Annotated in this window: 18 protein-coding genes; 11 read left to right on the top strand and 7 right to left on the bottom strand. The window is 30.7% G+C overall.

Annotated features, from left to right (window positions below; all coding sequences use genetic code 11):
- Positions 1 to 64 precede the first annotated feature (64 nt).
- The 7 genes from rsgA to ROY99_12840 form a co-directional block, all read right to left on the bottom strand.
- A complete protein-coding gene (rsgA, locus tag ROY99_12870; GenBank protein MDT3697268.1) occupies positions 65 to 1009 on the bottom strand; it encodes a ribosome small subunit-dependent GTPase A in 945 nt (314 codons plus the stop codon).
- Positions 1010 to 1094: 85 nt separating this feature from the next.
- Complete coding sequence (locus ROY99_12865) at positions 1095 to 2516, bottom strand: outer membrane protein transport protein (GenBank protein ID MDT3697267.1); 1422 nt, start codon at positions 2514 to 2516, stop codon at positions 1095 to 1097.
- Positions 2517 to 2518: 2 nt separating this feature from the next.
- A complete protein-coding gene (locus ROY99_12860) occupies positions 2519 to 3040 on the bottom strand; it encodes a hypothetical protein (GenBank protein MDT3697266.1) in 522 nt (173 codons plus the stop codon).
- Between the two features lie 4 nt (positions 3041 to 3044).
- Positions 3045 to 4208 carry a hypothetical protein gene (locus tag ROY99_12855; protein MDT3697265.1) on the bottom strand — a complete coding sequence of 388 codons (1164 nt, stop codon included), beginning with the start codon at positions 4206 to 4208 and terminating at the stop codon, positions 3045 to 3047.
- Between the two features lie 159 nt (positions 4209 to 4367).
- A complete protein-coding gene (locus ROY99_12850) occupies positions 4368 to 5144 on the bottom strand; it encodes a hypothetical protein (GenBank protein MDT3697264.1) in 777 nt (258 codons plus the stop codon).
- A gap of 197 nt (positions 5145 to 5341) precedes the next feature.
- Positions 5342 to 5719 (bottom strand): hypothetical protein, encoded by a 378-nt coding sequence (locus tag ROY99_12845; protein MDT3697263.1) that lies wholly within the window; start codon positions 5717 to 5719, stop codon positions 5342 to 5344.
- Positions 5716 to 6633: a hypothetical protein gene (locus ROY99_12840; GenBank protein ID MDT3697262.1), complete on the bottom strand. Its 918-nt coding sequence runs from the start codon at positions 6631 to 6633 to the stop codon at positions 5716 to 5718. The genes ROY99_12845 and ROY99_12840 overlap by 4 nt, the downstream gene beginning before the upstream one ends.
- A gap of 151 nt (positions 6634 to 6784) precedes the next feature.
- Here ROY99_12840 and ROY99_12835 point away from each other — a divergent pair, with 151 nt between their 5' ends.
- From ROY99_12835 to ROY99_12785, 11 genes are read left to right on the top strand one after another with little or no spacing between them, the layout of a single operon-like run.
- Positions 6785 to 8578, top strand: a complete 1794-nt coding sequence (locus ROY99_12835) for a tetratricopeptide repeat protein (protein MDT3697261.1) — start codon at positions 6785 to 6787, stop codon at positions 8576 to 8578.
- The gene (locus tag ROY99_12830; protein MDT3697260.1) at positions 8575 to 9357 is read left to right on the top strand and encodes a DUF4292 domain-containing protein; all 783 of its coding nucleotides are present in this window, start codon (positions 8575 to 8577) and stop codon (positions 9355 to 9357) included. Before ROY99_12835 ends, ROY99_12830 begins: the two co-directional genes overlap by 4 nt.
- Positions 9358 to 9404: 47 nt before the next feature.
- Complete coding sequence (locus ROY99_12825; protein MDT3697259.1) at positions 9405 to 10601, top strand: peptidoglycan DD-metalloendopeptidase family protein; 1197 nt, start codon at positions 9405 to 9407, stop codon at positions 10599 to 10601.
- A 9-nt stretch (positions 10602 to 10610) separates the two neighbouring features.
- Positions 10611 to 11876, top strand: coding sequence for a flippase (locus tag ROY99_12820; protein MDT3697258.1), 1266 nt, complete (start codon positions 10611 to 10613; stop codon positions 11874 to 11876).
- Complete coding sequence (gene glf, locus ROY99_12815; protein MDT3697257.1) at positions 11873 to 12973, top strand: UDP-galactopyranose mutase; 1101 nt, start codon at positions 11873 to 11875, stop codon at positions 12971 to 12973. Before ROY99_12820 ends, glf begins: the two co-directional genes overlap by 4 nt.
- Positions 12966 to 13937, top strand: coding sequence for a glycosyltransferase family 2 protein (locus ROY99_12810; GenBank protein ID MDT3697256.1), 972 nt, complete (start codon positions 12966 to 12968; stop codon positions 13935 to 13937). Before glf ends, ROY99_12810 begins: the two co-directional genes overlap by 8 nt.
- A 1-nt stretch (position 13938) precedes the next feature.
- Positions 13939 to 14901, top strand: coding sequence for a glycosyltransferase family 2 protein (locus ROY99_12805; GenBank protein ID MDT3697255.1), 963 nt, complete (start codon positions 13939 to 13941; stop codon positions 14899 to 14901).
- A gap of 1 nt (position 14902) precedes the next feature.
- Positions 14903 to 15877, top strand: a complete 975-nt coding sequence (locus tag ROY99_12800; protein MDT3697254.1) for a glycosyltransferase family A protein — start codon at positions 14903 to 14905, stop codon at positions 15875 to 15877.
- Positions 15878 to 15880: 3 nt separating this feature from the next.
- Entirely contained in the window at positions 15881 to 16957 is a 1077-nt protein-coding gene (locus ROY99_12795; GenBank protein ID MDT3697253.1) for a glycosyltransferase family 4 protein, read from the top strand.
- On the top strand, positions 16944 to 17696 hold the full coding sequence (locus ROY99_12790) for a WecB/TagA/CpsF family glycosyltransferase (GenBank protein MDT3697252.1): 753 nt from the start codon (positions 16944 to 16946) through the stop codon (positions 17694 to 17696). The genes ROY99_12795 and ROY99_12790 overlap by 14 nt, the downstream gene beginning before the upstream one ends.
- A gap of 1 nt (position 17697) precedes the next feature.
- Complete coding sequence (locus ROY99_12785; GenBank protein MDT3697251.1) at positions 17698 to 23049, top strand: C25 family cysteine peptidase; 5352 nt, start codon at positions 17698 to 17700, stop codon at positions 23047 to 23049.

Here is a 23049-nt window from a genome sequence, read left to right as displayed (position 1 = left end):
TATTCTTATTTAAGGATTGATAAGCAAAATTAACTTAATGCTTTAAAACTTCATAAGATACATATCAAAAATTTATATCTTTTTCTATTGTATCAAGTATTCGGAGGTAACTTTCATATCTTTCGGTTGATATTTCCTCGTTTTCAAATGCATTAATAACTGCACAGTCTGGTTCGTGATGATGAGTGCAGGTGTTAAACCTGCAGTTTATTAGATGTTTATTAAACTCAGGGAAATAATGCCCTAAATTTTCTTTTTTAATACCATAAGGATCTATCTCTCTGATACCCGGAGTATCAATAATGTATGTTGAATTTCCTACATTAAACATAGTGCTTGTTACAGTTGTGTGGGTTCCTTTGCTGGTATAACTACTAATTTCTCCTGTTTTAAGTTTAAGTTCAGGAAACAACATATTTAGAATAGAAGATTTTCCAACTCCTGATTGCCCCCAAAAAAGATTCTTATTCCCTTTAAGATGGGTTTTTAGTTCCTTAATTCCTGATTCAAGAAAAACAGATGTCAAAAAAACCTTATAACCGATTTCCTCGTATAATATTTTCCAAAAGTTTTGTTTTTCTTTATCAGTAAGATCAGATTTATTAATAATTATTTCTGGAATAATTCCTGCGCTTTCGGATGTAACCAAAAGCCTGTCGAGTGTTTTATTATTAAAATCCGGCTCGAGAAAACTTGTTACAATAAAAACTTTATCAATGTTTGCTGCTATAATCTGTTCAAGACGCTCACCTCTGTAACTGGCTCCTCTTGTCTTTATAGCTTTTCTGGAAAGATAATTTTTTCGAGGCAAAACCTGATAAATCACTCCGGTGCCATCATCATTCAAATCAAAGTTTACAATGTCGCCAACCACCGCAAAATCTGTATGAAAAAGTTTATTCTTTTTCATACTAAAATCTTTTTTAAATTTTCCTTTTAATGCGCACCTAATTAAAGTATGATCAGGTTCTGTTAAAACATAAAAATCTTTGCTTTCTGATCTTGAAATAATACCTTGAATGACAAACTCCTTTAAAAATAAAAAAGCACTATATCCAAGATATAGTGCTAGGTTACTTTAATCAATTGAGCGACTAAAAACGATATGTAGTTGTCAACATAACATTATGCACTTTAACATCCTGAAATATTCTGGAAACATTGCTGTTGTAATTATCGCTAATATCTTTCCACCAGCCGTAAGCATAAGCAATATCAATTCCCAATGTTCCATCAGCCAGAAAACCTAAACCACCAGTAATATACTTATGGTTAAAATCTGATGCATCATCTTTAAATGGAGAAGATTGGTTTATGAATCCACCACGAATTCTTAATCCGATTGAAGGGACAGTATATTCAGCACCGAAATTATAATTAAGAGCAGCTGTTAAAACGTCTTTTATTTCTTTATTCACTTCAGATATATATGATGAAGTTAATCCTTCAGGCTTGCTAAACTTTAACTGAGAGTAATCAATTAGAGTTGCTTCAGCACTTAAGATAATTCCTTTTAGATTAACTGCAAATGCACCGGTTATTTCAAATGGAGTTTTAATATTATATGCAACTTTATCACTGTAATAATCTGAATCTAAATAATAAATCTGACCATTGCCAAATTCACTGCTTCCATTAACAATAAATTCTTCATCAACTGTAAATGTTTTTGGAAATTGAACAGTAGCCCCAAATCTTGCCAAATCTTCGAACTGATATAAAAACCCGACTTTAGCATTCCAACCGCCAATATCCCATTTAAGTGTATTGTTAAAATAGAATGTTTTAAAATCTGTTGTCTGAGGTTCACCCGGGGCTGTTTCACCCTGGTAAATATTTTTTGTATCATCTTCATAATAGTCGTTTACTGATTCAAAACTTCCATTAATTATCGTAAGATTACCTCCGATAAAAAAGTTTTTTTGAACCTCAATTGCACCTGAGAGAGTCCAATTGTCAATACCACCTGAGTTAAGAATATCGCCGCTTTGATTTAGATTTCCATTTATAATAGTGTTATTGTTCACATCAGTTAAATAAAGATCAAAAGGTATGTCAGTATTGAGTAAACTTTGGATTTTGGAATTAATTCCCGAATTAAATCCATCGAACTTAACCACGGAAGTAAAATCTTTTAAGTTGTGATAAGAAAGCCCAAAAACCAAGCTGCCCCGGTAAGTAGGGAAAGGCAGAGCAAAACTGATTCTGTTCAAACTTGTGTTAGTTGTGTTATCCTGAGTTTGATTTGCAAATAAAGTTGTTTTGTTATCATAGTTTATAAAAGATAGTCCACCGGAAAATTCCATTCTTTTTAGCAACCCGAAACCTGCAGGATTAAAAAATGCCGCTGACGCATCATCACTTAAAGCATTAAAAGCATTTCCCATTCCTAATGCTCGTGCATTAGAACCTAATCCAGGAAAGCCCAGTCGTACTGCATCATTATAGTTTTGTGCATTGATAAGTGATGAACCTAAAATTATTGCACAGAATAATTTCAATATGTGCATTTTCATTTTTATCTCCTTCCGTTTCCAGAATTTCTGGTACTTGAATTATCTCTTGTGTTTCCGGAATTAGAATTTCTTGTTCCATTATCTGATGAAGAACTATTATTTCCTGTTGAATTAGGATTTTGAGTTTCAGATGTATTTCCTGATCCACTATTTCTTGTAGGAGGTGGAGTAATTAATATTTTTCCTGAATCTTCGTTAGTAAAACCGGGATTTCTTTCATTATTCCCTCTGCCGCCATCATTTCGAAAACTGGTTGTTTCATCATTTCGTTTGTTGGTTCTATCTTTAGTAGTAGTAACAGATCCATTGCCGTTGTTTGTAAAAAAAGGATATGAAATCCACCATGGTGCTCCATAAAATTCATAAATATTAATGTTACCTGCATTTCCGTAAAAACTACTTTCATCATTATAATCGTATGTATATGATGTTTCTTCTGTTGGATCCCAAACTATTGTATAACAACCGGTCAGAGTGAGATTTATCAGAAAAATCAAGACTAATAATCTTATTAAAATTTTCATTTATTTATCTCCTTCTTCCAGAATTGTTATTTCCGCTATTGCCTCTCGGGCTTGAGTTTGTATTACCCCTTGGAGGAGAGGTTGTATTGTTTGGTGGAGGCGAATAACTCCTTGGAGTATTGTTTGTTTTTGGCGGAGTATAATTTCTATTTGGTGTATTGTTTCTGTTTGTGTTATTCTTATTTGTATTAGGATTTTTATTTATAGTAGGATTTTTTGTCCTGTTCTCCTTTGGAACATCTTTCTTTCTGATTTCAGAATTTTTATTATTACCATCCCTTTTGATAGTTGGATTTTTCTTCTCAGTCTCGGTTCTTTTCTGAGTATTTATTCTGGTATCATTAGTTTTTTTACGTGTATCTCTGATAACATCTCTTTCTGTTTTTCTAAAAGTATCATTTTCTCTGATAACTTCATTTGTACGAGTAGGAGTTTTTATTCTATTGTCATTATTACGGATTGATTCTTTATCTCTGGTTTTCTCTCTGGTTGTTATTCTTGTATTATCTCTCAGACCAATCCTCTCACGTTTTAATTCATCTCTACCGCTTACAATTTGTCTTTCACGAGTTTTTAATTGATCTCTTAGTTGTGTATTTCTATCGCGGGAAGTAAGTAAATCCCTGTCTCTGCCTGAATTTCGAACTCCTGAGTTATTTCTAATCTTACTAACATCGTTTGTTCTATATTTATAGTTTGAAGAATAATATCCGCCATAGTAAGGATATGGATCCCACCATCCGTAATAATATCTTGGATACCAGTAAGTTGGATAATAACAGACTACAGAAGGATAATACCAATATGAAGGATACCAGGGATCCCAATACCACCATGGATCATAATACCAGCCTGTGTAGATTCCTATTGAAACTGCTGGATAATAATTCCAGAAATATTTTCTATATGAAGGAAACCCATAAAAGTAATAATTAACTTCATTTCCGTTCTCATCTATTGAGGAGTCTTCATCTTCGTATGCATATTCATCGTTGTAAGAATCAGTTAATGTATCCTGATTCTCTTCATAATCATAGTAAGGTTTGGATTTTTCACGATTCCAGTTACCATAATCATAATCTCTTGTTGCAACTTGTGTATAACATCCGGTTAAGAATAACAACAATGCCGGAAGTGTAACAAGCAGTGTTAATTTAATTTTTTTCATTTCATTAACCTTTATTGATTTAACTGATATTAAAATTGCAAATATCGAGCCTTAATTAAAGTGAAAAAATTTTTCCTGAGGTGAAAATAACAATCGCTGAAAAGTTGAGGTGTATAATTCAATAAACTTTATTGTATAATAAAAGACACAATTAAAAGCTCAAATTTTTTGCACGAACTCAAGAACTAAAGCTCTATCAGCAGAAGTTGGATTCCATTTCTTGTTTTCTAACAGATCCCTGAGATCAAAACCGGCAGTTACTCCCGGTGCTATAGACCATCGTATTCCAAAATTCATATAACCCTTTCCTTCACCGAACCTATTTGTTGAATTATCATTAAAAGCAAAATTGTATTCAAAAAGAACTGAAAAGGAACTTCCAAGGGTTTTTTCCAAACCTACCATAATATTTACAAAATTATCTCCGTCTTTATCTTCGAGAACTGAATAATTAACCGAACCATGTAAACTTAAATAACCAAGCATAGAAAAGTTTTTACTTACAGCACCAAAAATGCCAGGAGCTTTTATTGCAAATCTTTTTTCATCTTTAAAATATTCTCCTTTACCTTGTGTATCAAATCCTAGAGTTAAAGAAGGTAATAAAATGCTTTCATCCATAATTCTGAATCTTAAATTTACTCCGGGTGGAAAAGGGTACCATTCAGGTTTACCTGATCCAATTATATTTGTACCGCCATAGGAAAGACCAATACTTATATTATCAAAAATTCCGGCTTCAACTTTTGCAATTAAGGTGCCGAAAGGTAAAAGCTCAGTAGTTATTCCAACCGATCCTCGCTCCATTATGCCGGCAGCAGGCATATCAATCAAATACCTGTGCTCATATTTTGCATTTTCACCCGCGGTGCCTTGTGATGCAGCAGGATATGTAAATCCAATTATTAATATGATAATGCTGATAATATTTTTCATTTTTGCTCAATATTAAATTTAGTTTACTGCAAGATAAATATTATTTCATATTGATGCTTAGTTAGACGGAAAAGGATGTGAAATGGTTTTTAAAGTTATGCTGTAAGAAAGTTTTATCGTTACAGATTGTTAAAGAATTCTGTTTGATTGGATTTTGTAAAGGTATTTATAGAAATATTATTTTTTATCAGTCCGCTTTAAGTTGTTAAAGGTAAAATTTCAAATTCTATATAATCCGGAAAAAGAGAATGAACAGACTTAATTTTAATTCCTACTATGCCGGTTTTACCATTAGCTCTTATTTTTAGAATTCCTTCATTCGAATTATTTTCAAGGACAGATATTAAATAAGAGCCTTCAACTATTTCAAAGTTTGCAGAAGTCTTTCTGAACCAGGCTTTTTTTCCCAAAGCATTAATCGGATATATTTTTATTATCATTTCAGACTCAAAATCAGCATAAAGATTATTTGCAGACTTTTTTATTTCAACTCCATAGATATTGTAAAGGAAATAATATCCTGCCAAAAGTAACAGAATAAAAAATATTAGTAAATATATTGAAAAGACTTTCATCCCAGCCGATTAGATTTAATTTCTTTTTTTACAGCATACTGAAGATTCACAATAATTTCATCTACAATATTATCAGGCACTCCATCGTAATGCAAAGATTTTAATCTCATATCACATTGATCGTTAACATAGTCAATTACGATAAATTTGCCGTTTGATGCAAGAGCAATTTCAGTTGAAAAAAAATCAAGTTCAGTTATCTTTCTAATAGTTTTGGTTACCTGAAATAGTTTTTTTAGCTGAAATTTCTCGGCTTCACTTTCTAATAAGTTATTATAAATATGAGTCTCATCATCCCACCATGCACAAATTATTTTTCCGAAAGCCCAAAAACATCTGAACCAAGCTTTTTTGTTTTCTAAAATTACAGGAAAAATTTTTTGCTGAATAAGATATTTATCTCCATCATGTTTTTGTCTTGCCTGTAAAACTTCTTTTAGAGATTCTGCACCTTTAACAACACCAATTCCACCGCCGGTTGTATTACATGGCTTTATAATGAACGGATTTCCGAGAATTGAAAGATCATCAACTGAAATGAAAAGGTCTTTAGTTAAGCTGTGCGGGGGAATAATTATTGAGTAGGGAACATTTAAACCGGCAGAAATAAACTCAAGGTGCATTGTTGCTTTATCAATTGCATGCTCTATCTTTTTGTATGGATTAAAGATTTTAGTTTTTCGTCTTGATAGTATCTTAGCCAGTTCTGAAAAATCTTCGTCCTGATCAGAAGCTCGATCTAAATAACACCTGAAGTTAAGTTTTTTTTGCTTTACTAAATCAGTTGTCTCAAAAACATTTTTATCAGTTACTCTAAAAGTTGTAAGTCCGGTCTGTTGTAATTTAGTTTCAATCAAAGAAACAAATTCTTCATCATACTCCCAGACATAAGCAATAGCTAAATCAAAAATCATAATACTCTATAAATACTTTTCTGCAAATTTAAGGCTGTATGTTTAGGTATTCAAATTTACTGTCTTTTCGCACAGCCTATTAGTCTTGTTATTGCTTTACATCAATAATATATTCACAACCGTGAAAAGAAATTTTTTAAATATAGTTTTAATGTTAACTGCAGCACTGTTTTTGTTTAACGGTTGTACAGGCTCAACTGTTGTGGTTAACGACAATAAAAATATTGTAACTACTTCAGAAAGATCCGAGAGAAATCCTAAAAAAGCTCTGGAATTTTTTATTAACGGCGGTATTTATGAAACTGTCGGAAATTATGAAGCTGCATTAAGACAGTATGAAAAAGCTCTGTTATTTGATTCAACAGCAGGGCTTTATTATACGTTAGCAAAATGTAATTTTTATTTAAATAAACTTTCACCTGCATTAAAGTATGCACAAAATGCTCTTGAACTGGATTCACAGAAAATTGAATACTATGATCTGCTTGCTGATATTTATAACTACGGCAACAAAAAGGAATCTGCAATACAAACTTTGGAGCAAGCGTTAAAGATTGATTCATTAAATATTGAACTTAATTACAAAATTGCCAGACTGTATGAAGAGAACAAACCAGCTAAAGCTGTTAGCATTTATAACAGGCTGTTAAATCAACTTGGTCCAGAGTGGTCAATACTTACAAGAGTTGCTGAATTGCAGGAAAAACTCGGCAATATTGATGAATCAATTAATACATTAAAAAGACTCTTATCAATTGATCCCTCTAACACTCAATTAAAGAAAATGGTAATCGAGTATTTGTTCAGAGCGAAAAAATATGATGAAGCTCTGTCTCTTGTTGATGAAGTAATTGAACTTTTTCCTTATGATATGGAAGCAAGAGAAACTAAAGCAAAAATATTTCTTGCAAAAGACAATTGGGAAAAAGCTGCCGAAGAATTCAATTACATTATGGCTCAGCCCGATGTTGATCTTGAAGCAAAGGTAAGTATTGGTGCAAATTATTTTAATAAATCCATTTCAGACTCTGCTTTGCTGCCTATTGCCAAATCTTTTTTCCAGACACTTGACCGCGATACAACTGACTGGCAGATAAAGATGTATCTTGGTGCAATTGCTCTAAGTGAAAAACAAGACTCAGTTGCAATTGAAAATTTCAAGTATGTAACCAAAAATGCAAACTGGAATGTTGCAGCGTGGATAAGACTTGGCGGACTTTATTTTGATAATCAGAAATATGATGAAGCCGAAGTCGTAATGAATGAAGCTGTTATTTCATTTCCGGAAGATTTTTACGTTAATCTGATTTTGGGGCTATCACTTGCACAGCAGTCAAAGCATAAAGAAGCAGAAAAATATCTTAAGAAATCAACAATACTCAATCCAAAAGATATCACTGCTTTATCTGCTTATGCTTTTACTTTGAATCAAATAAAAGAAGACGACAAAGCTATTTATTACCTTGACCGGGCTTTAGAGATTGAGCCTGATAATGTGCAATTGATTGGCACTCTGGCTATGATTTATAATAGTTTAAGAAAATTTGAACTTAGCGACAGCCTGTATGAAAAAGCACTTGAGTTAGCACCTGATGATCCATTAATTAACAATAACTTTTCTTATTCATTTGCAACACGCGGCATTCAATTGGAAAGAGCTTTGGAGATGGTTAAAATTTCGGTTAAAGCTGATTCAATTAATTCATCCTATCTGGATACAATTGGCTGGGTTTATTATATGCTTGGTAATTATGAAGAAGCTAAATTCTATCTGGAAAAAGCAATTGAACGCGGCGGAGAAAGTGCTGTAATGTTAGATCATCTGGGAGATACAGAATTCAAACTTGATAATCCGATAAAAGCAATTGAGCTTTGGAAGAAAGCAATTTTGCTCGATCCGGCTAAAACTGAAATTCAAAATAAAATTGATAAAGGTGCTATTTGAAAAAATCACTATTAAATTTTTTAATTATAAGTAATTTTATTTATTTAATAACTGCTTGTGTTCCTTCTCAGCCGACCGAAGATTTTGAACTGCTGCCTTCTGAAAGATTAACGAACAAACTTGAAGCGAACAGAAGAAAAATTAAAAATTTTGAAGGCAATGGAACTTTAACAGTAAACTCTCCATTTGAAAATAGTGCAACATTCAGAATAGTTTTATTAAAACCGGATTCAATTTATCTTACAATAATGGGACCTTTTGGTATTGAATTAGCTCAGGCACTTGTTACAAAAAGTAAATTTACATTTTATGATGCACTTCAAAATACAGCTTATACCGGTGATGTAAACTCAAATGCACTTCGAAGTATATTTAGAATTAATCTTGACTTTGATGATTTACTTGATGCTTTTATCGGCTCTGTTAACCTGACAAATAATCTATATCGCCCGCCGGATGAATATTTTGTTGATGGCGATAAATATGTATTAACTTATTATGATTCTACTAGTGAAAATAAAACAGTTTATAAAGTAGATGTAAGACAGCTTGGAATTACTGAGTATCAATTATTTAATCTAAATGAAGAACTGACTTTACAGGGTGATTATAAAGATTTTGAATTACTTGAAAATGTTGCTGTTCCTTATAAAATCAGTATTGATAATAAGGCTGATGAGCAGAAGATAAGTATTGATTATAAAAAAATTAAGGTTAATAAAGATAATATCAGGATTGATTTTAAATTACCTGATGATGCAACAATTATAAAATGGTAAAATTTCTTCTAAAATTCTTTTTGATTTTTTTTATTCTCTTCAGTGATTTGTCATTTTCGCAAACAGATGATATCGAAAAAAGCAAACAGGAACTCATAAAAATTAAAGATGAGATAACGCGCCTTGAAAAGGAACTAGCACAAAAAACAAAAAAAGAAAAAAAATCACTTTCTGCATTAGATAATATCAGCAAACAGAATTTCCTGGTCAATAAAATGCTCGTTAATTTAAGAACTGAAGAAAAACAAAAGCAGGAGCAGATTAATATTCAGATTAAAACTATTGAAGATATTGAAAGAGAAATTAAAACACTTCAGAATAATTATGCAAAGTATGTTACATCCACATACAAAAACGGAAGTTATAGTGATTGGGAAAGTTTGCTGAATGCTGCCTCATTTCAGCAGGCTGTTATAAGGATTGAATATCTTAAACGATTTGCTGCCAGCAGAAAAAAAGATCTGATAAATTTTGAAAAAAATAAATCTGATCTGATAACTGCAAAACAAAAACTTCAGATAGAATTAAAAGCACAGCACATAATTACTTTACAAAAAGAATCTGAAGAGAAAACACTAAAACAAAAAATTGCTGAGGAAAAAAAAATCCTTAATGAATTAAAAAAAGATAAGAAGCTTATAACCAACAGCGTTACTGAAAAAAGAAAATCAGAAAAGAAAATCGCGGATTTGATTGTTAAACTTGTTGAAGAAGCAGAGAAAAAAAGAAAAGCTGAAGAAGAATTAAAGAAACGGGAGTTACTAGCTTCTACTGAGACAAAAACAAAAAAAGAAATAGTTCCAGCTGAATATGATGTTAATTTATCAACAGCAACTTTTGGATCTTTTGCGGAGATGAAGGGGAAACTCAACTGGCCAGTTTCAAAAGGTAAAGTAGTAAGAGGCTTTGGCGAATCACTGAATCCTAAATTGAAAACTCTGACAGTTAATTATGGTATTGATATAAGAGCCAGCGGTGATTTAAGTGTAAAAAGTGTTGGAGATGGAGTTGTATCTGCTGTTGAGTGGCTTCCGGGCTATGGTACAGTTTTAATTATGAGTCATAAGGGAAATTTTAGAACCGTTTACGGACATCTTGCTGAAGTATTTGTAAAAGAAGGCGATAAGGTTAAGACTGCCGGATTGATCGGAAAAATTAGTGAAGGAGTAGAAGGTAATATTCTGCATTTCGAAGTATGGAACGGCAGGCAAAATGTTGATCCTTTGATATGGTTGAAAAAATAAATTTGATCATTGAAGAGATTATTAAAAATAATCAGCAGCAATAAGGTTTTATTCCAAAACTTTACTTCATTATCACTTCTTCAGTTAGCCAATTACATCTTTCCAATAATTACTTTGCCATATTTAGTCAGGGTACTTGGTCCTGAAAAATATGGGTTAATAAATTTCGCTTCAGCATTTACAGCATATTTTACAATAATAACTGATTATGGATTTAATCTTTCTGCAACTAAGGAGATTTCTGTTAACAGAAATAATAAAGAGAAGGTATCTGAGATATTTTCATCAGTATTAACAATTAAAATACTACTGTTCTTTTTGTCATCAGTGATATTTTATTTAATTGTTGGAATGTTTGCAATATTCAGTAATGATTCTGGTTTTTATACAATAATGTTCATCGGAGTTCTTGGTATAGTAATATTTCCGTTGTGGCTTTATCAGGGTTTAGAACAGATGAAATACATTCTTATAATTAATGTTGTTATCAGATCGGTTACAGTTGTGATTATATTTTTAGCAGTAAAGGTTCAAAATGATTATTTGCTTCTTGCGGTTTTATATACGATTGCACAAATACTAATTGGTGCAACCGGACTAATCTTTGGAATCAGAAGATTCAAGTTGAAATATTTATTTCCTTCTAAAGTCCAGTTACTCGACCAACTAAAAAAAGGCTGGGATCTCTTTCTTTCTTCAATCTGGATAAATCTTTATACAACGTCAAATGTTTTTATACTTGGACTGTTTGCCCCAAATAATGTAGTCGGTTATTATGCTGCCGCTGATAAAATCAGGATAGCTTTTCAGGGAATTTTATCCTCAATGTCTCAAAGTGTATTTCCTTATGTAAATAAAATACTATCAGAATCTTATGAGAAGTTTATAAACTTTAATAAGAAGTTATTAAGTATTGCAGTAATTGTAGGGCTTTTTATTTCTTTATCGTTGTTCTTATTTGCTAAACCGATTGTTAATATAGTTTTGGGAAATGAATATTTACCCTCTATAATTGTTTTAAGAATTATCGCCTGGCTGCCATTAATAATATTTTTAAGCAACATATTTGGCATTCAGACAATGCTGCCATTAAATTATCAAAAAAGATTTTCTCAGATTGTATTTTTTGCAGCAGTGATCAATCTGATTATATCATTTTTAATCGTCCCTTACTATTTTGAAATCGGTACTTCAATATCGATGCTTATTACAGAAATATTTGTAACATTTTCGTTCTTTGTTTTTATCAAAAAAAATAAAATTCAAATTATATGAAATATGATTTTATAATAGTTGGTGCCGGTTTTGCCGGGTCTGTAATGGCTGAAAGAATCGCATCGCAATTGAATAAAAAGGTTGTGATTGTTGAGAAAAGAAATCATATCGCGGGCAATGCTTATGATGAGTATGATGAACACGGAATATTAATCCATCGTTATGGACCGCATATATTTCACACAAACAGCAAGGAAGTTTTTAACTATTTATCACTATTCACAGAATGGGTACCTTATGAACATAAAGTTCTGGCAAAACTTGGAAATGAGCTTTATCCCATTCCGATTAATAGAATAACAATTAATAAACTTTATAATCTTAATCTTCAAACAGATGAAGAAGTAAAAGAGTTTTATGAAAAAGTAAAAGATAAGAGATTTCCGATAGCAAACTCTGAAGATATAATAGTTAATCAGGTAGGTTATGATTTATTTGAGAAATTTTTTAGATACTACACAAAAAAGCAATGGAATTTAGAGCCGAAAGAACTCTCATCTTCGGTTTGCGGAAGAATACCTGTCAGAACAAATGATGACTGCAGGTATTTTACAGATAAATATCAGTTTATGCCAAAAGATGGTTATACAAAAATGTTTGAAAGGATATTGAATCATAAAAACATTGAAGTAATTTTAAATACTGATTATAAAAATATTTTAAATTCTGTAAAATTTGATAAAATGATTTATACCGGACCGATAGACTATTTCTTTGATTATAAGTTTGGAAAACTTCCATACAGATCAATAAGGTTTGAGTTCAGGAATTTACAACACAATCAATATCAGGAGACTGCACAAATAAATTATGTTGATGATTCTGTTGAATACACAAGAGTAATTGAACATAAGTTGTTAAGTCAGCAGAATTCCGACTCGACTACAATATCATTTGAATATCCTCAGACAGAAGGAGAACAATTTTACCCTATTCCGACTGAAGAAAACAGAAATAAATATCTGTTATATAAGAAAGAAGCAGAGAAATTGAACAATGTTTTTTTCTGTGGCAGATTAGCTGAGTATCAGTATTATAATATGGATCAGGTAGTGGCAAATACAATTAAAGTATTTTGGAATCTAAAAAATGAATGATAAGCCGTTAGTTACAGTAAATATACTTTCTTTCAATCGTAAAGATGAATTGCGAAACACTTTGACTAAAGTTTATGAACAGGACTATAAAAACATAGAAGTTATAGTTGTAGATAATTCCTCAAGTGATGGAAGCGCAGAAATGGTTAAAAATGAATTCCCGTCAGTGCGGCTAATACAAATGGAAAAGAATGTTGGCATCGCCGGCTGGAATGAAGGTTTTAAAGTTGCCAAAGGAGAATATGTTTTAGTTTTAGATGATGATAGTTATCCGGATAGAAATGCTTTATTACAAGTTGTTAATATTTTGCTTGAAAAAAATAAAGTCGGCATAGTTGCCTTAAATATTTTTGATAAAAGTAGAAATATTTATGAGACAAAAGATTTTTCTCCACCTTTTAAAGATTTTATTGGCTGTGGAGTATTAATAAGAAAGAGTTGTATAGATGAGATTGGTGGATTTGATAATAGATTTTTTATTTACGCTCATGAAACAGACTTTTCAATTCGACTTTTAAATGCAGGATATTTAATTGACTATTGTGATGAAGCGATTGCTTATCATAGGAATTTAGTTGCCGCTGGTTCTAAGCCTGCTTTTAGTAAGTATAGGTTTGTCTATCAAAGTTTAAGTTATGTTAAATTAATAAATAAATATCTTCAACCTGAACAAATCAAAAAATACAAAAGGAAATTATTATTGAATAGGTTTCTGGTTGCATTATACTTTTGTATGCTAAAAGATTTCATCAAGCTATTGAAATTAATAAGTAAAGAATTACCAGATAATCAAAGAGTGTTTATTAACCAAGAAATTATAAGTTTGTATAACTTTAATGTGGAAATATTCAGTCGATACTACTTCAATAGACTTTTTCAATATCAACCAAGGAAGTATTATCCATTTTTATATCTGAAAACACTATTTTCTCCACTTGCAAGAAAGAAATTATTACTCGAATAAGATGACGAATCCTGAAATATCTGTAATTATGCCTGTGTATAATGCAGAAAAATATATTGGAGAAGCCATTCAAAGTATTTTAAATCAGACATTTAAAAACTTTGAATTAATAATTATTATTGATGGTTCAACGGATAAGTCTGAAAACATAGTTAAAAATTTCTCTGATAAAAGGATTAGATATTTTTCTTTTACCAACAAAGGAGTGTCAGCTTCAAGGAATTTTGGGATTTCAGTTGCTTCAGGAAAATTTATCGCATTGATGGATGCAGATGATATTTCTGATAGTGAGAGACTTGAAAGACAGTATAATTTTTTAATAGAAAATGATCATATACAAATAGTTGGGACTAATTGTATGTTAATCGATCAATCCGGAAGAGTAATAGCCAAAAAAAAATTTCCTGAAGATCATGAACATATAGAGTTTTTAGCTCCATTATTTAACTCAATATGCTTTCCTTCAATAATGGTATTAAAAGAAAACTTATTAAAAATTGGAGGATACAAAGAGGATTTAATTGCTGCTGGTGATCTTGAATTATTATTACGACTTTTGCTTGGTGGATTTAAAGTTAAAAACATACAAGAGAATTTATATACGTACAGAAAAGTTAGTGATTCAATATCTCATAAATACTTACACATTCAGAAGTCAAATCACTACACCAATGCCTTAAGTTATTTAAATACTCCTAAAATTGTTCAAAAGGATTTTAGAAATAATTTTAGAAAAGGATTACTTGAATACTACTATGGTGATATTTCACGCTGCCGAAAATATCTACTTAAATCACTGGAAGAAAAGTCAGTCTCAAAATTGAAAATCTTCAGATTATTACTGGTATCAATTTTAGGGCATAGATTTATCAGCTTATTAAGAGCTAAAGGTGTTCTGCCGCAAATTAACAAAATGTTTTATGCAATGTTTCGAATAGATTTTCAGAAAGTTAAAGAAACTTAGTATGAATTTTGCAATTACTGTTTTGATGACAACTTATAATTGTGGCAAATACATTTCTCAGGCGATAAAAAGTATTTTAAACCAGACATTCAAGGATTTTGAATTTTTAATTATTGATGACGGATCAAGTGATAATACTGATGAAATTGTAAAATCATTTGAAGATGGAAGGATTGTATATAAAAAAAATGAGCATTTGGGCAGAAGCAAAGCACTAAATTTTGGATTATCATTTGCAAAATACGATTGGATTTCTATTATGGATGCTGATGATATTGCTCATCCATTAAGATTTGAAAAGCAAGTCAAATCTATCACTAACTTTGAAAACGAAATCTGCTTTACTGATGCTGCATTTTTTAAAGAAGACCGAATTCTCTATACATTAAAAAATAATTTTGATAACCGAAATATAAATGACATACTTGCCTTACACGGTCATTTTACTAATTCAACTTTTCTGTTCAACAGAAAACATATTATTAAGTTTGGCGGGTATAATGAAAATATTGAAGTCTTTGAAGATTATGATTTATGGTTAAGGATTAAAAATGATAGCAGATTCTTATTTGTAACAGACTTTTTACAATATGTTAGAATAAGAAATGAATCTTTGACAAATTCAAATATTAAAAATTTAGATAAGAAAGTTTATTTACTTCAAGAACCATATTACAATGATATAAAATACTCTTTTGGTATATATGGGTTTTCTGAACAAACTAAGTTAAAAGCTTGGAGGGAGTTTTTTTACGGTGACAAAAAACTTGCCAGGGTTTATTGGAATCAGATAAATTTTTGGAATTTAAACTATCGTGTACTTATCGCATATATTTTAACCTTTTTACCAGAAAATATTTTAATTTGGTTCAAACGGAAAAGATTCCGACTTCGACTTCAATACTGGGTTCAAAAATTTACTACATTCAAAGGCTTAGATAAAGAGTTCAAGAAAAAATTAAGAGAAGTTTCTTGACCAATGATTAAAATTTTGCACTTACAAACAGAGTTGAATCTTTCGTGCGGTGTTACTCGAACTATTTCTCAAATTACAAAAAATACTTCGAGGGATTTTGAACATCACTTGATTGCGCTGGATGGAGATGGACTGAGTAGATTTACTGATTTTGGATTTCATCCAACTTTATTAAAGTATAAAAGGAATTCGGTTATTGGAGCAATAAAAATATTCAAGTCGCTTGCTAAATACTGTAAAAATAATTCTATACAAATTATACATTCACATCACAGATACTTTGATGCTTTATCCAAATTGTTAAAATTATTTTTATCAGTAAAGACGATTACTTCTGTTCAAAGTAAAGTATACGGCAATAAAATAATTAGTTATAAAGCAGATATGCTGATTCCTTGTAGTAATTTTATTAAAGAACATTTGATAAAGAATTTTAAAATTAAGGAAGAACGGCTTAAAGTTATTTACAATTCAGTGGATCAATCTGAAATTTTTACCGGAAGATCTAAAGAAGAAATAATGAGTGAACTTAATATTCAGCCTGATAATTTTGTTATTGGTTACTTTGGAAGGCTCGATTATTTGGAGAAGGGTATTGATATTTTATTAGAAGCGTTCAGGCTCTTGAGTGAAACTAATAAAAATATATTCTTATTATTGATCGGAAATGGAAAAGATGAAAATGAAATTAAGTCATTTATTTCTGTTCATCAACTTAATGCAAAAGTATTTAACTCGAAAAAGGATATATATAATTATTATCAATTAATAGATGTGTATGTTTTGCCGTCAAGAATCGAACCTTTTGGAATAGTTATACTTGAAGCAGCGATTATGAAAAAACCTGTAGTAGCAAGCAATGTTGACGGTATTCCCGAGTTAATTGATCATGAAATAAATGGTTTACTATTTGAGCCGGAAAATATTGACGATTTGATAACTAAGATTATAAAAATCTTGGACAACCCAAAACTCAAAAATGAATATGTACAAAATTTATATAGAAAAGTAATGGATACTTTTACTACTGAGAAGACGATACCTTTATTTGAGCGGGTATACAGAGATGTTATTAAATGATTCAAATTCTATTTCTATAATTTCCTGCAAAATCAATCTGCTCGATTACAAAGATTTATTGAATGCTATTGATAAAGCAATAAATGATAATTTTTCATTGACTATTACAGGGGCAAATGCTCACATAATTAATCTGAATGAGTCTGAAACATCTTTTAATAATTCTATTAAAGAATTTAACATAATCCATTTTGATGGAATTGGTTCTTTTCTTGCAATTAAATTTCTTTATCCTCAATTAAAAGATTTAAAAAGAATTACCGGTTCAGATTTTTATGAAAAGTTAATTCCACATGCAATTGAATATAATTATTCATTCTTTTTTTTTGGTGATACCTTAAATACTTTAAGACTGGTATCTTACAAACACCCGAAATTAAAGGTAAATGGAATTCACTCAGGATTTAATTTTAATACAGATTCAGTGATTGACGATATTAATAAATCAAACTCTGATATTGTAATTGTTGGTCTTGGTTCAGGATTACAAGAAAAGTGGATTGCACAAAATAAAAGGAAAATTAAATCAAAAGTCATTATTGCAGTTGGTGATGGGATAAAAGTTTTTGCCGGTAATAAAAAAAGAGGACCAAAATTTATTCGGATGATTGGATTGGAGTGGTTTGTAAGGTTTTTATACGAACCGAAACGACTCTGGAAACGGTATTTTATTGGCATACCGTTATTTATATTTAGAATAATAAAATTCAAGTTTCAAATAAACAAAACAGATTTATAATATGAAACAAACTATAACTATTGTAATTCTATTGTCTTTAATGCTTCAATTTTCTTTTTACGCTCAATCTGATATTGAGACTTTTTCAAATGGGTTTTCTGTCAAGCTTGATTTTAATGAACCTTTTCATAATGATATTAAAAATGATTTGGTAATTATAAGGGACTATCCAGATTATACAGATGTTAATGCAGCCGGGCATTTCAAACTGCCATCTAAAACTTTCTTGGTTGCCATACCTCAGTTCTCAAAGCCATTTATCAAGTTTGAAAATGTACAAACAGAGATAATTGGAAATACAATTCCTGAAATTCAGCCTAAAGTAAAAAAAATAAATGATTCTACTATTGTTTATGAAAAAATTAAGTTTGATCAAGCAATCATTTCTGATTCGTATTCAGAAACCCAGATTTTAGGATATACATGGTACAGAGAATATTATTGTGCAGTTGTCAGAATAAACACTCACAAATTTGACTACGAGAAAAGGCAGATAAACAGAATAAAAAACGGTGATTTGAGAATTGAATTTGATTTGAATTATCCGGTTGATTTTAACAACATATCATTTATTACATCAGATAATAGTTCTATTCAGGATGATTTAATCATCAATTCACAGATTGCTCAAAATTTTACTGCTAAACAACCGTTGGTTTTACCTGATACTACTGGTAATTGGATTAATTATGGTTCAGAATATCTTAAGATTGGAACCGCTAAAGATGAACTCGTAAGAATTAAAAAGTCTGATTTAGAAACGATGGGTATTAATGTATCACAAATTAATCCCGTTACTTTTCAACTTTTTGAATCTTCTGTAGAAATGCCAATAACTGTTTTTGGTGAGGAAGATAGTGTGTTTAATGATAACGATTATATTCAATTTTATGGTACACTTAATTATCCAAAAATATCTCATCGTATTATTAACCAGCCAAATCAGCCGTATAATGAATATTTAAACAGATATTCAGATACAACATTTTACTTTTTAACCTGGAATAAACAGAATGGATTAAGAATTCCTGAACAAACTGATTATGTAAACGGTATTTCAGATTCATTAAAATATTACAAATATTTTGAGCATGTTGAAAACAACATTTTATTTCAAAATTGTTATACTGATGAAGTTGAAAATCAAACTCCGGGATGGCTTCGGAACAAGACATGGTATTTTGTACAAACAGCTTGGTTTTATAGTAATACTACACGTAATTATAATTTTAATGTTATAGATGTAGTCCCAAATAAACTAGCAAAATTTTTCTATAAAGCAGTTAGCTTCGGTTCAGATAGGGTTCTTGATGCTCATCAGCTGACATTAAAAGTAAATTCTGTATTGTTAGATTCACAATCAATCAATAGAAATGATCAGGTTTTATTATCTGGTCAGTTAAATACTAATCAATTATCTGTCAATCCAAGTGTTCTAACTATAAAAAACCATGCTAATTCAAGCTCAAATAATGCTGTTGTACCCGACTGGTATGATGTTGAATATCCTCGTTATCTGAAACTTGATTCTGATTTCCTTTTGTTTACTGTGGATGATGATGTCACGAGTGGTTTAAAAACTATAACAATAGGTAATCCTGTCGCATCTACATTTGAAATATATAAAGTTAAGCCTTTTCTTAAAAAAATAACTAGTTATCAAATTAATTCTGGTAAGCTTTTATTTACTGATACAGTAAATGCAGGTGATCGTTATATCATTACTGAAGTATCAAAAATCGGTAAACCAGTTTTCTATTACAGAAAACTGTTTGTAAATCTCAGATCACAAAACGAACAGACTGATTATCTTGCTATAACACATCCAAAGTTTTTGCAGTCTGCACAAAACTATGTAAACTCAATTTCATCAATTTACAATGTAACTGCAGATCTTGTCTCTGTAGAGGATATCTTTGATGAATTTGGATTTGGATATCCAACTCCTGAATCTATAAGATTATTTAATGCGGTTACTTATCAAAACAAACAATCTCCAAAACCTCAGTACCTCACAATAATCGGAGATGCTAATTATGATTATAAATTATACAGATTTAAAGCAGATGGTGTAAAGGGCGGGGGAAATTTTGTACCAGGATTTGGAAATCCGATTAGTGATAATTGGCTTGCAATCTGGGATACGGATACATTACCGATTCCACAAATGAAAGTTGGTAGAATACCAATCAATACAAATGAAGAATTAGATTATTATTTAAGTAAGGTTCAGAATAATTTTAATCAGAGATATAATGAATGGAACAAAGAATATTTATTTTTTTCAGGAGGCAGAGCAAATGAACCGGGTGAAATTGCACAGTTAAAAGCAGCAAATGATCAGGTGATTAACAACTTTGTAAAGCCGGCTCCATTAGCTGGTTCATATACTCATTTTTATAAAACATCTGAACCTATGACAGATTTTGGTCCTTATACGCCGGAACAAATTTCTGAAAAGATTGATGCAGGAGGAGTTTTTATCTCCTATATCGGGCATAGCGGTACTGCAACATGGGATAATAGTATTAGTGAAACTACTCAATTAAAAAACAAAGTCAATCGTAATCCCCTGATAACTGATTTTGGGTGTTCTACTAATAAATTTGCAGAACCTGATATCTTATCATTTGGTGAAAGATTTTTATTTAACAACGATGGTCAGGCAATCGGTTATATTGGAAATTCATCCTTAGGGTTTACCAGCACTTCATTGACATTGCCATTTTATTTTTATGGCTCTATTATAAATAGCTCTGATAAAGAAGTTGGAGCAGCACATCTTTTGTCAAAAATTAAAATGTTTAACTACATTGGTACATCTTCAGTTGTTAAATTATTTTCGCTAACAAACACCCTCTTAGGTGATCCCATAATAAAGATTAAAATTCCGGATAAACCAAATCTTAATATTTCAGAAGCAGATATAGTTTTTAATAATAATTTTATAAATGATGCGATTGATTCAGTTCAAGTGAATGTAATTATTAATAATTTCGGTATTCAAGATACTTCGTTGTTTAATTATAGTATCAAACACTCTTTTAATGGTAATATTCAAAAAAGTTTTTCCAGCAGAATGTCTTTGCCACGATTCAAAGATACTTTATCAGTTTGGATCTTAACGAAAGGGTTAGCCGGAGAAAATATTTTAACAGTTGATCTCGATCCAAATAATGAAGTAAATGAAATATATGAAGATGATAATAATATTACATTTCATTTTTATGTTTACTCAACAGAGCTAAGAGATATTGTTAAACACAGAATAGAAAATCCTGGATTAAACAGTATAAAAATTCTAAGTCCTTCATTAAATAGTGAAGTTTCTTTTCAAATCAGATATCAAATATCTGAAACTGAAGATTTCCTAAGTCCACTCGAAAATGTAATCTCAGCTGATTCATTCTTTACACTATTAAATTTATCGGGATTACAAAACAACAGGAGATATTTCCTCAGATATAAAATGGATGATGCAAATTCATCTTATTCTGGTATAAAATCATTTTATAATAAAATTGATTCTGATTTTTTACTTCGTGACTCAGTTTCTTTTGCAAATCAAGTTACAACTGACCTTGAATATGAGAATCAAACATTATCAATCGGACCTGAAGAAATAAATATTTCTGTTACTTCTGCAGGATTTGAAGCTGGCAAAACTTGTGTGATAGCTAAAAATGGAATTAATCTTTTATCTAACACATTCTTTGCCGGAATAGGTATAGTTGTCTTTGATGATATCACCTTTGAAGTAGATACTTCAACCTGGTTCTCATTATTTAATCAACCTGCTAATGTGGCAGCATTAGCTTCACTAATTGATTCAATTCCTGAAGGGAAGATAGTGGCAATGGGTGTTTCAGATGATGCAGCAAACAACATTACTGCCGCATTAAAAAATGCTATTAAAACTCTGGGGAGTACAAAGATTGATCTGATTTCTTTCAGAGGTTCATGGGCATTAATTGGTAAGAAAGGCGCTGCTCCCGGAGAAGTAATAGAAGAGGTAAAAGGAAGATATGATGGACTTATTTATATTGATACTACTTTTGTAATTCCTAAAAATGAGGGCACACTTGAAACTGTTGAAATTGGTCCATCATCTGATTGGCAATCAGCTAAATTTGAGCAAACAATACAAACTGGCAGCGCAATCCAACATTTTGTTTACGGAATAAAGTCTGATTTACAAATTGATTCTCTTGGTGCTTTGAATTTAGTAAATAATAGCGCAAACCTTGATTTCATTGACTCAGAAATTTATCCAAAAATAAAAATCAAATCTTATTTCAATGCAAATACTGAAGGAGTTTCACCAGAACTTTTATCGCTTGGGATTGATTATACAGGCTTATCAGAAATAGGAACAAATTATCAGGTTGTTGGAATTAATAAAGATACTGTGCTTGCTGGTGAAAATGTTAATCTTACTTTTTGGGTTTATAATGTTGGCGAATCTAAAGCAGATTCTTTCGATGTAATAGTAAATGTGTTAAACTCTAACAATACTTTAGATACAAGTTATAAATTTAATTCTGTTTCGATATCTGCCGGCGGAAAGTTGAAGTTTGATGTTAATTATACTCCTTATGGTTCAGATACAGATAAGAAATTTTTTATTCTTATAGATCCGGATAACAAGATTAAAGAATATTTTAAGGACAATAACTTCTTCACAAAATCATTTTTTATTCAAAAAGATCTTATTTCACCAGCAGTTAAAATTACATTTGATAATACTGAAGTTTTAAATGGTGATTTCGTTTCTAACAAACCGGATATTAAGATTGCACTCAGTGATGATTCTCCTATTCTCATCACAGATACTACTGCTATAAAAATTTACCTTAATGAAATGCCGGTTTATTACGGAGTTACTCAGAATAATATTTCTTATTCAACAAGTCCGGATAATCCTAAATTTATTGTCAATTACAAACCTGTGCTTGAGGATGGTGATTATTTACTGAGAGTAGTAGGAAAAGATTTAAGCGGTAACATTGCTGATTCAGCTTCGAGTGAAGTATATTTTATTGTCTCGTCTGAAACCAAACTTCATCAGGTTTATAACTATCCTAATCCGTTTTCTGATGAAACATATTTTACGTTCAGGTTAAGCCAGATACCGCAGGAAATAAAAATAAAAATTTACACTATCGCAGGAAGAATGATTAAAGAGATAGTTCGTAATTCATCAGAATTAAATTATGATCTTAATAAAATTTTCTGGAATGGACGGGATGAAGACGGAGATATTATTGCAAATGGTACTTATATTTACAAAGTTTTTATAAAAAATCAGGATAAAGTAGAATCAGTTACTCAAAAGTTAGTTATTGTTAGGTAG

The sequence above is a fragment of the Ignavibacterium sp. genome (assembly GCA_032027145.1).
Taxonomy (GTDB): Bacteria; Bacteroidota; Ignavibacteria; order Ignavibacteriales; family Ignavibacteriaceae; genus IGN3.
The sequence above is the reverse complement of the archived record's forward strand: the minus strand, read 5'-3'. Positions and strand labels throughout refer to the sequence as shown.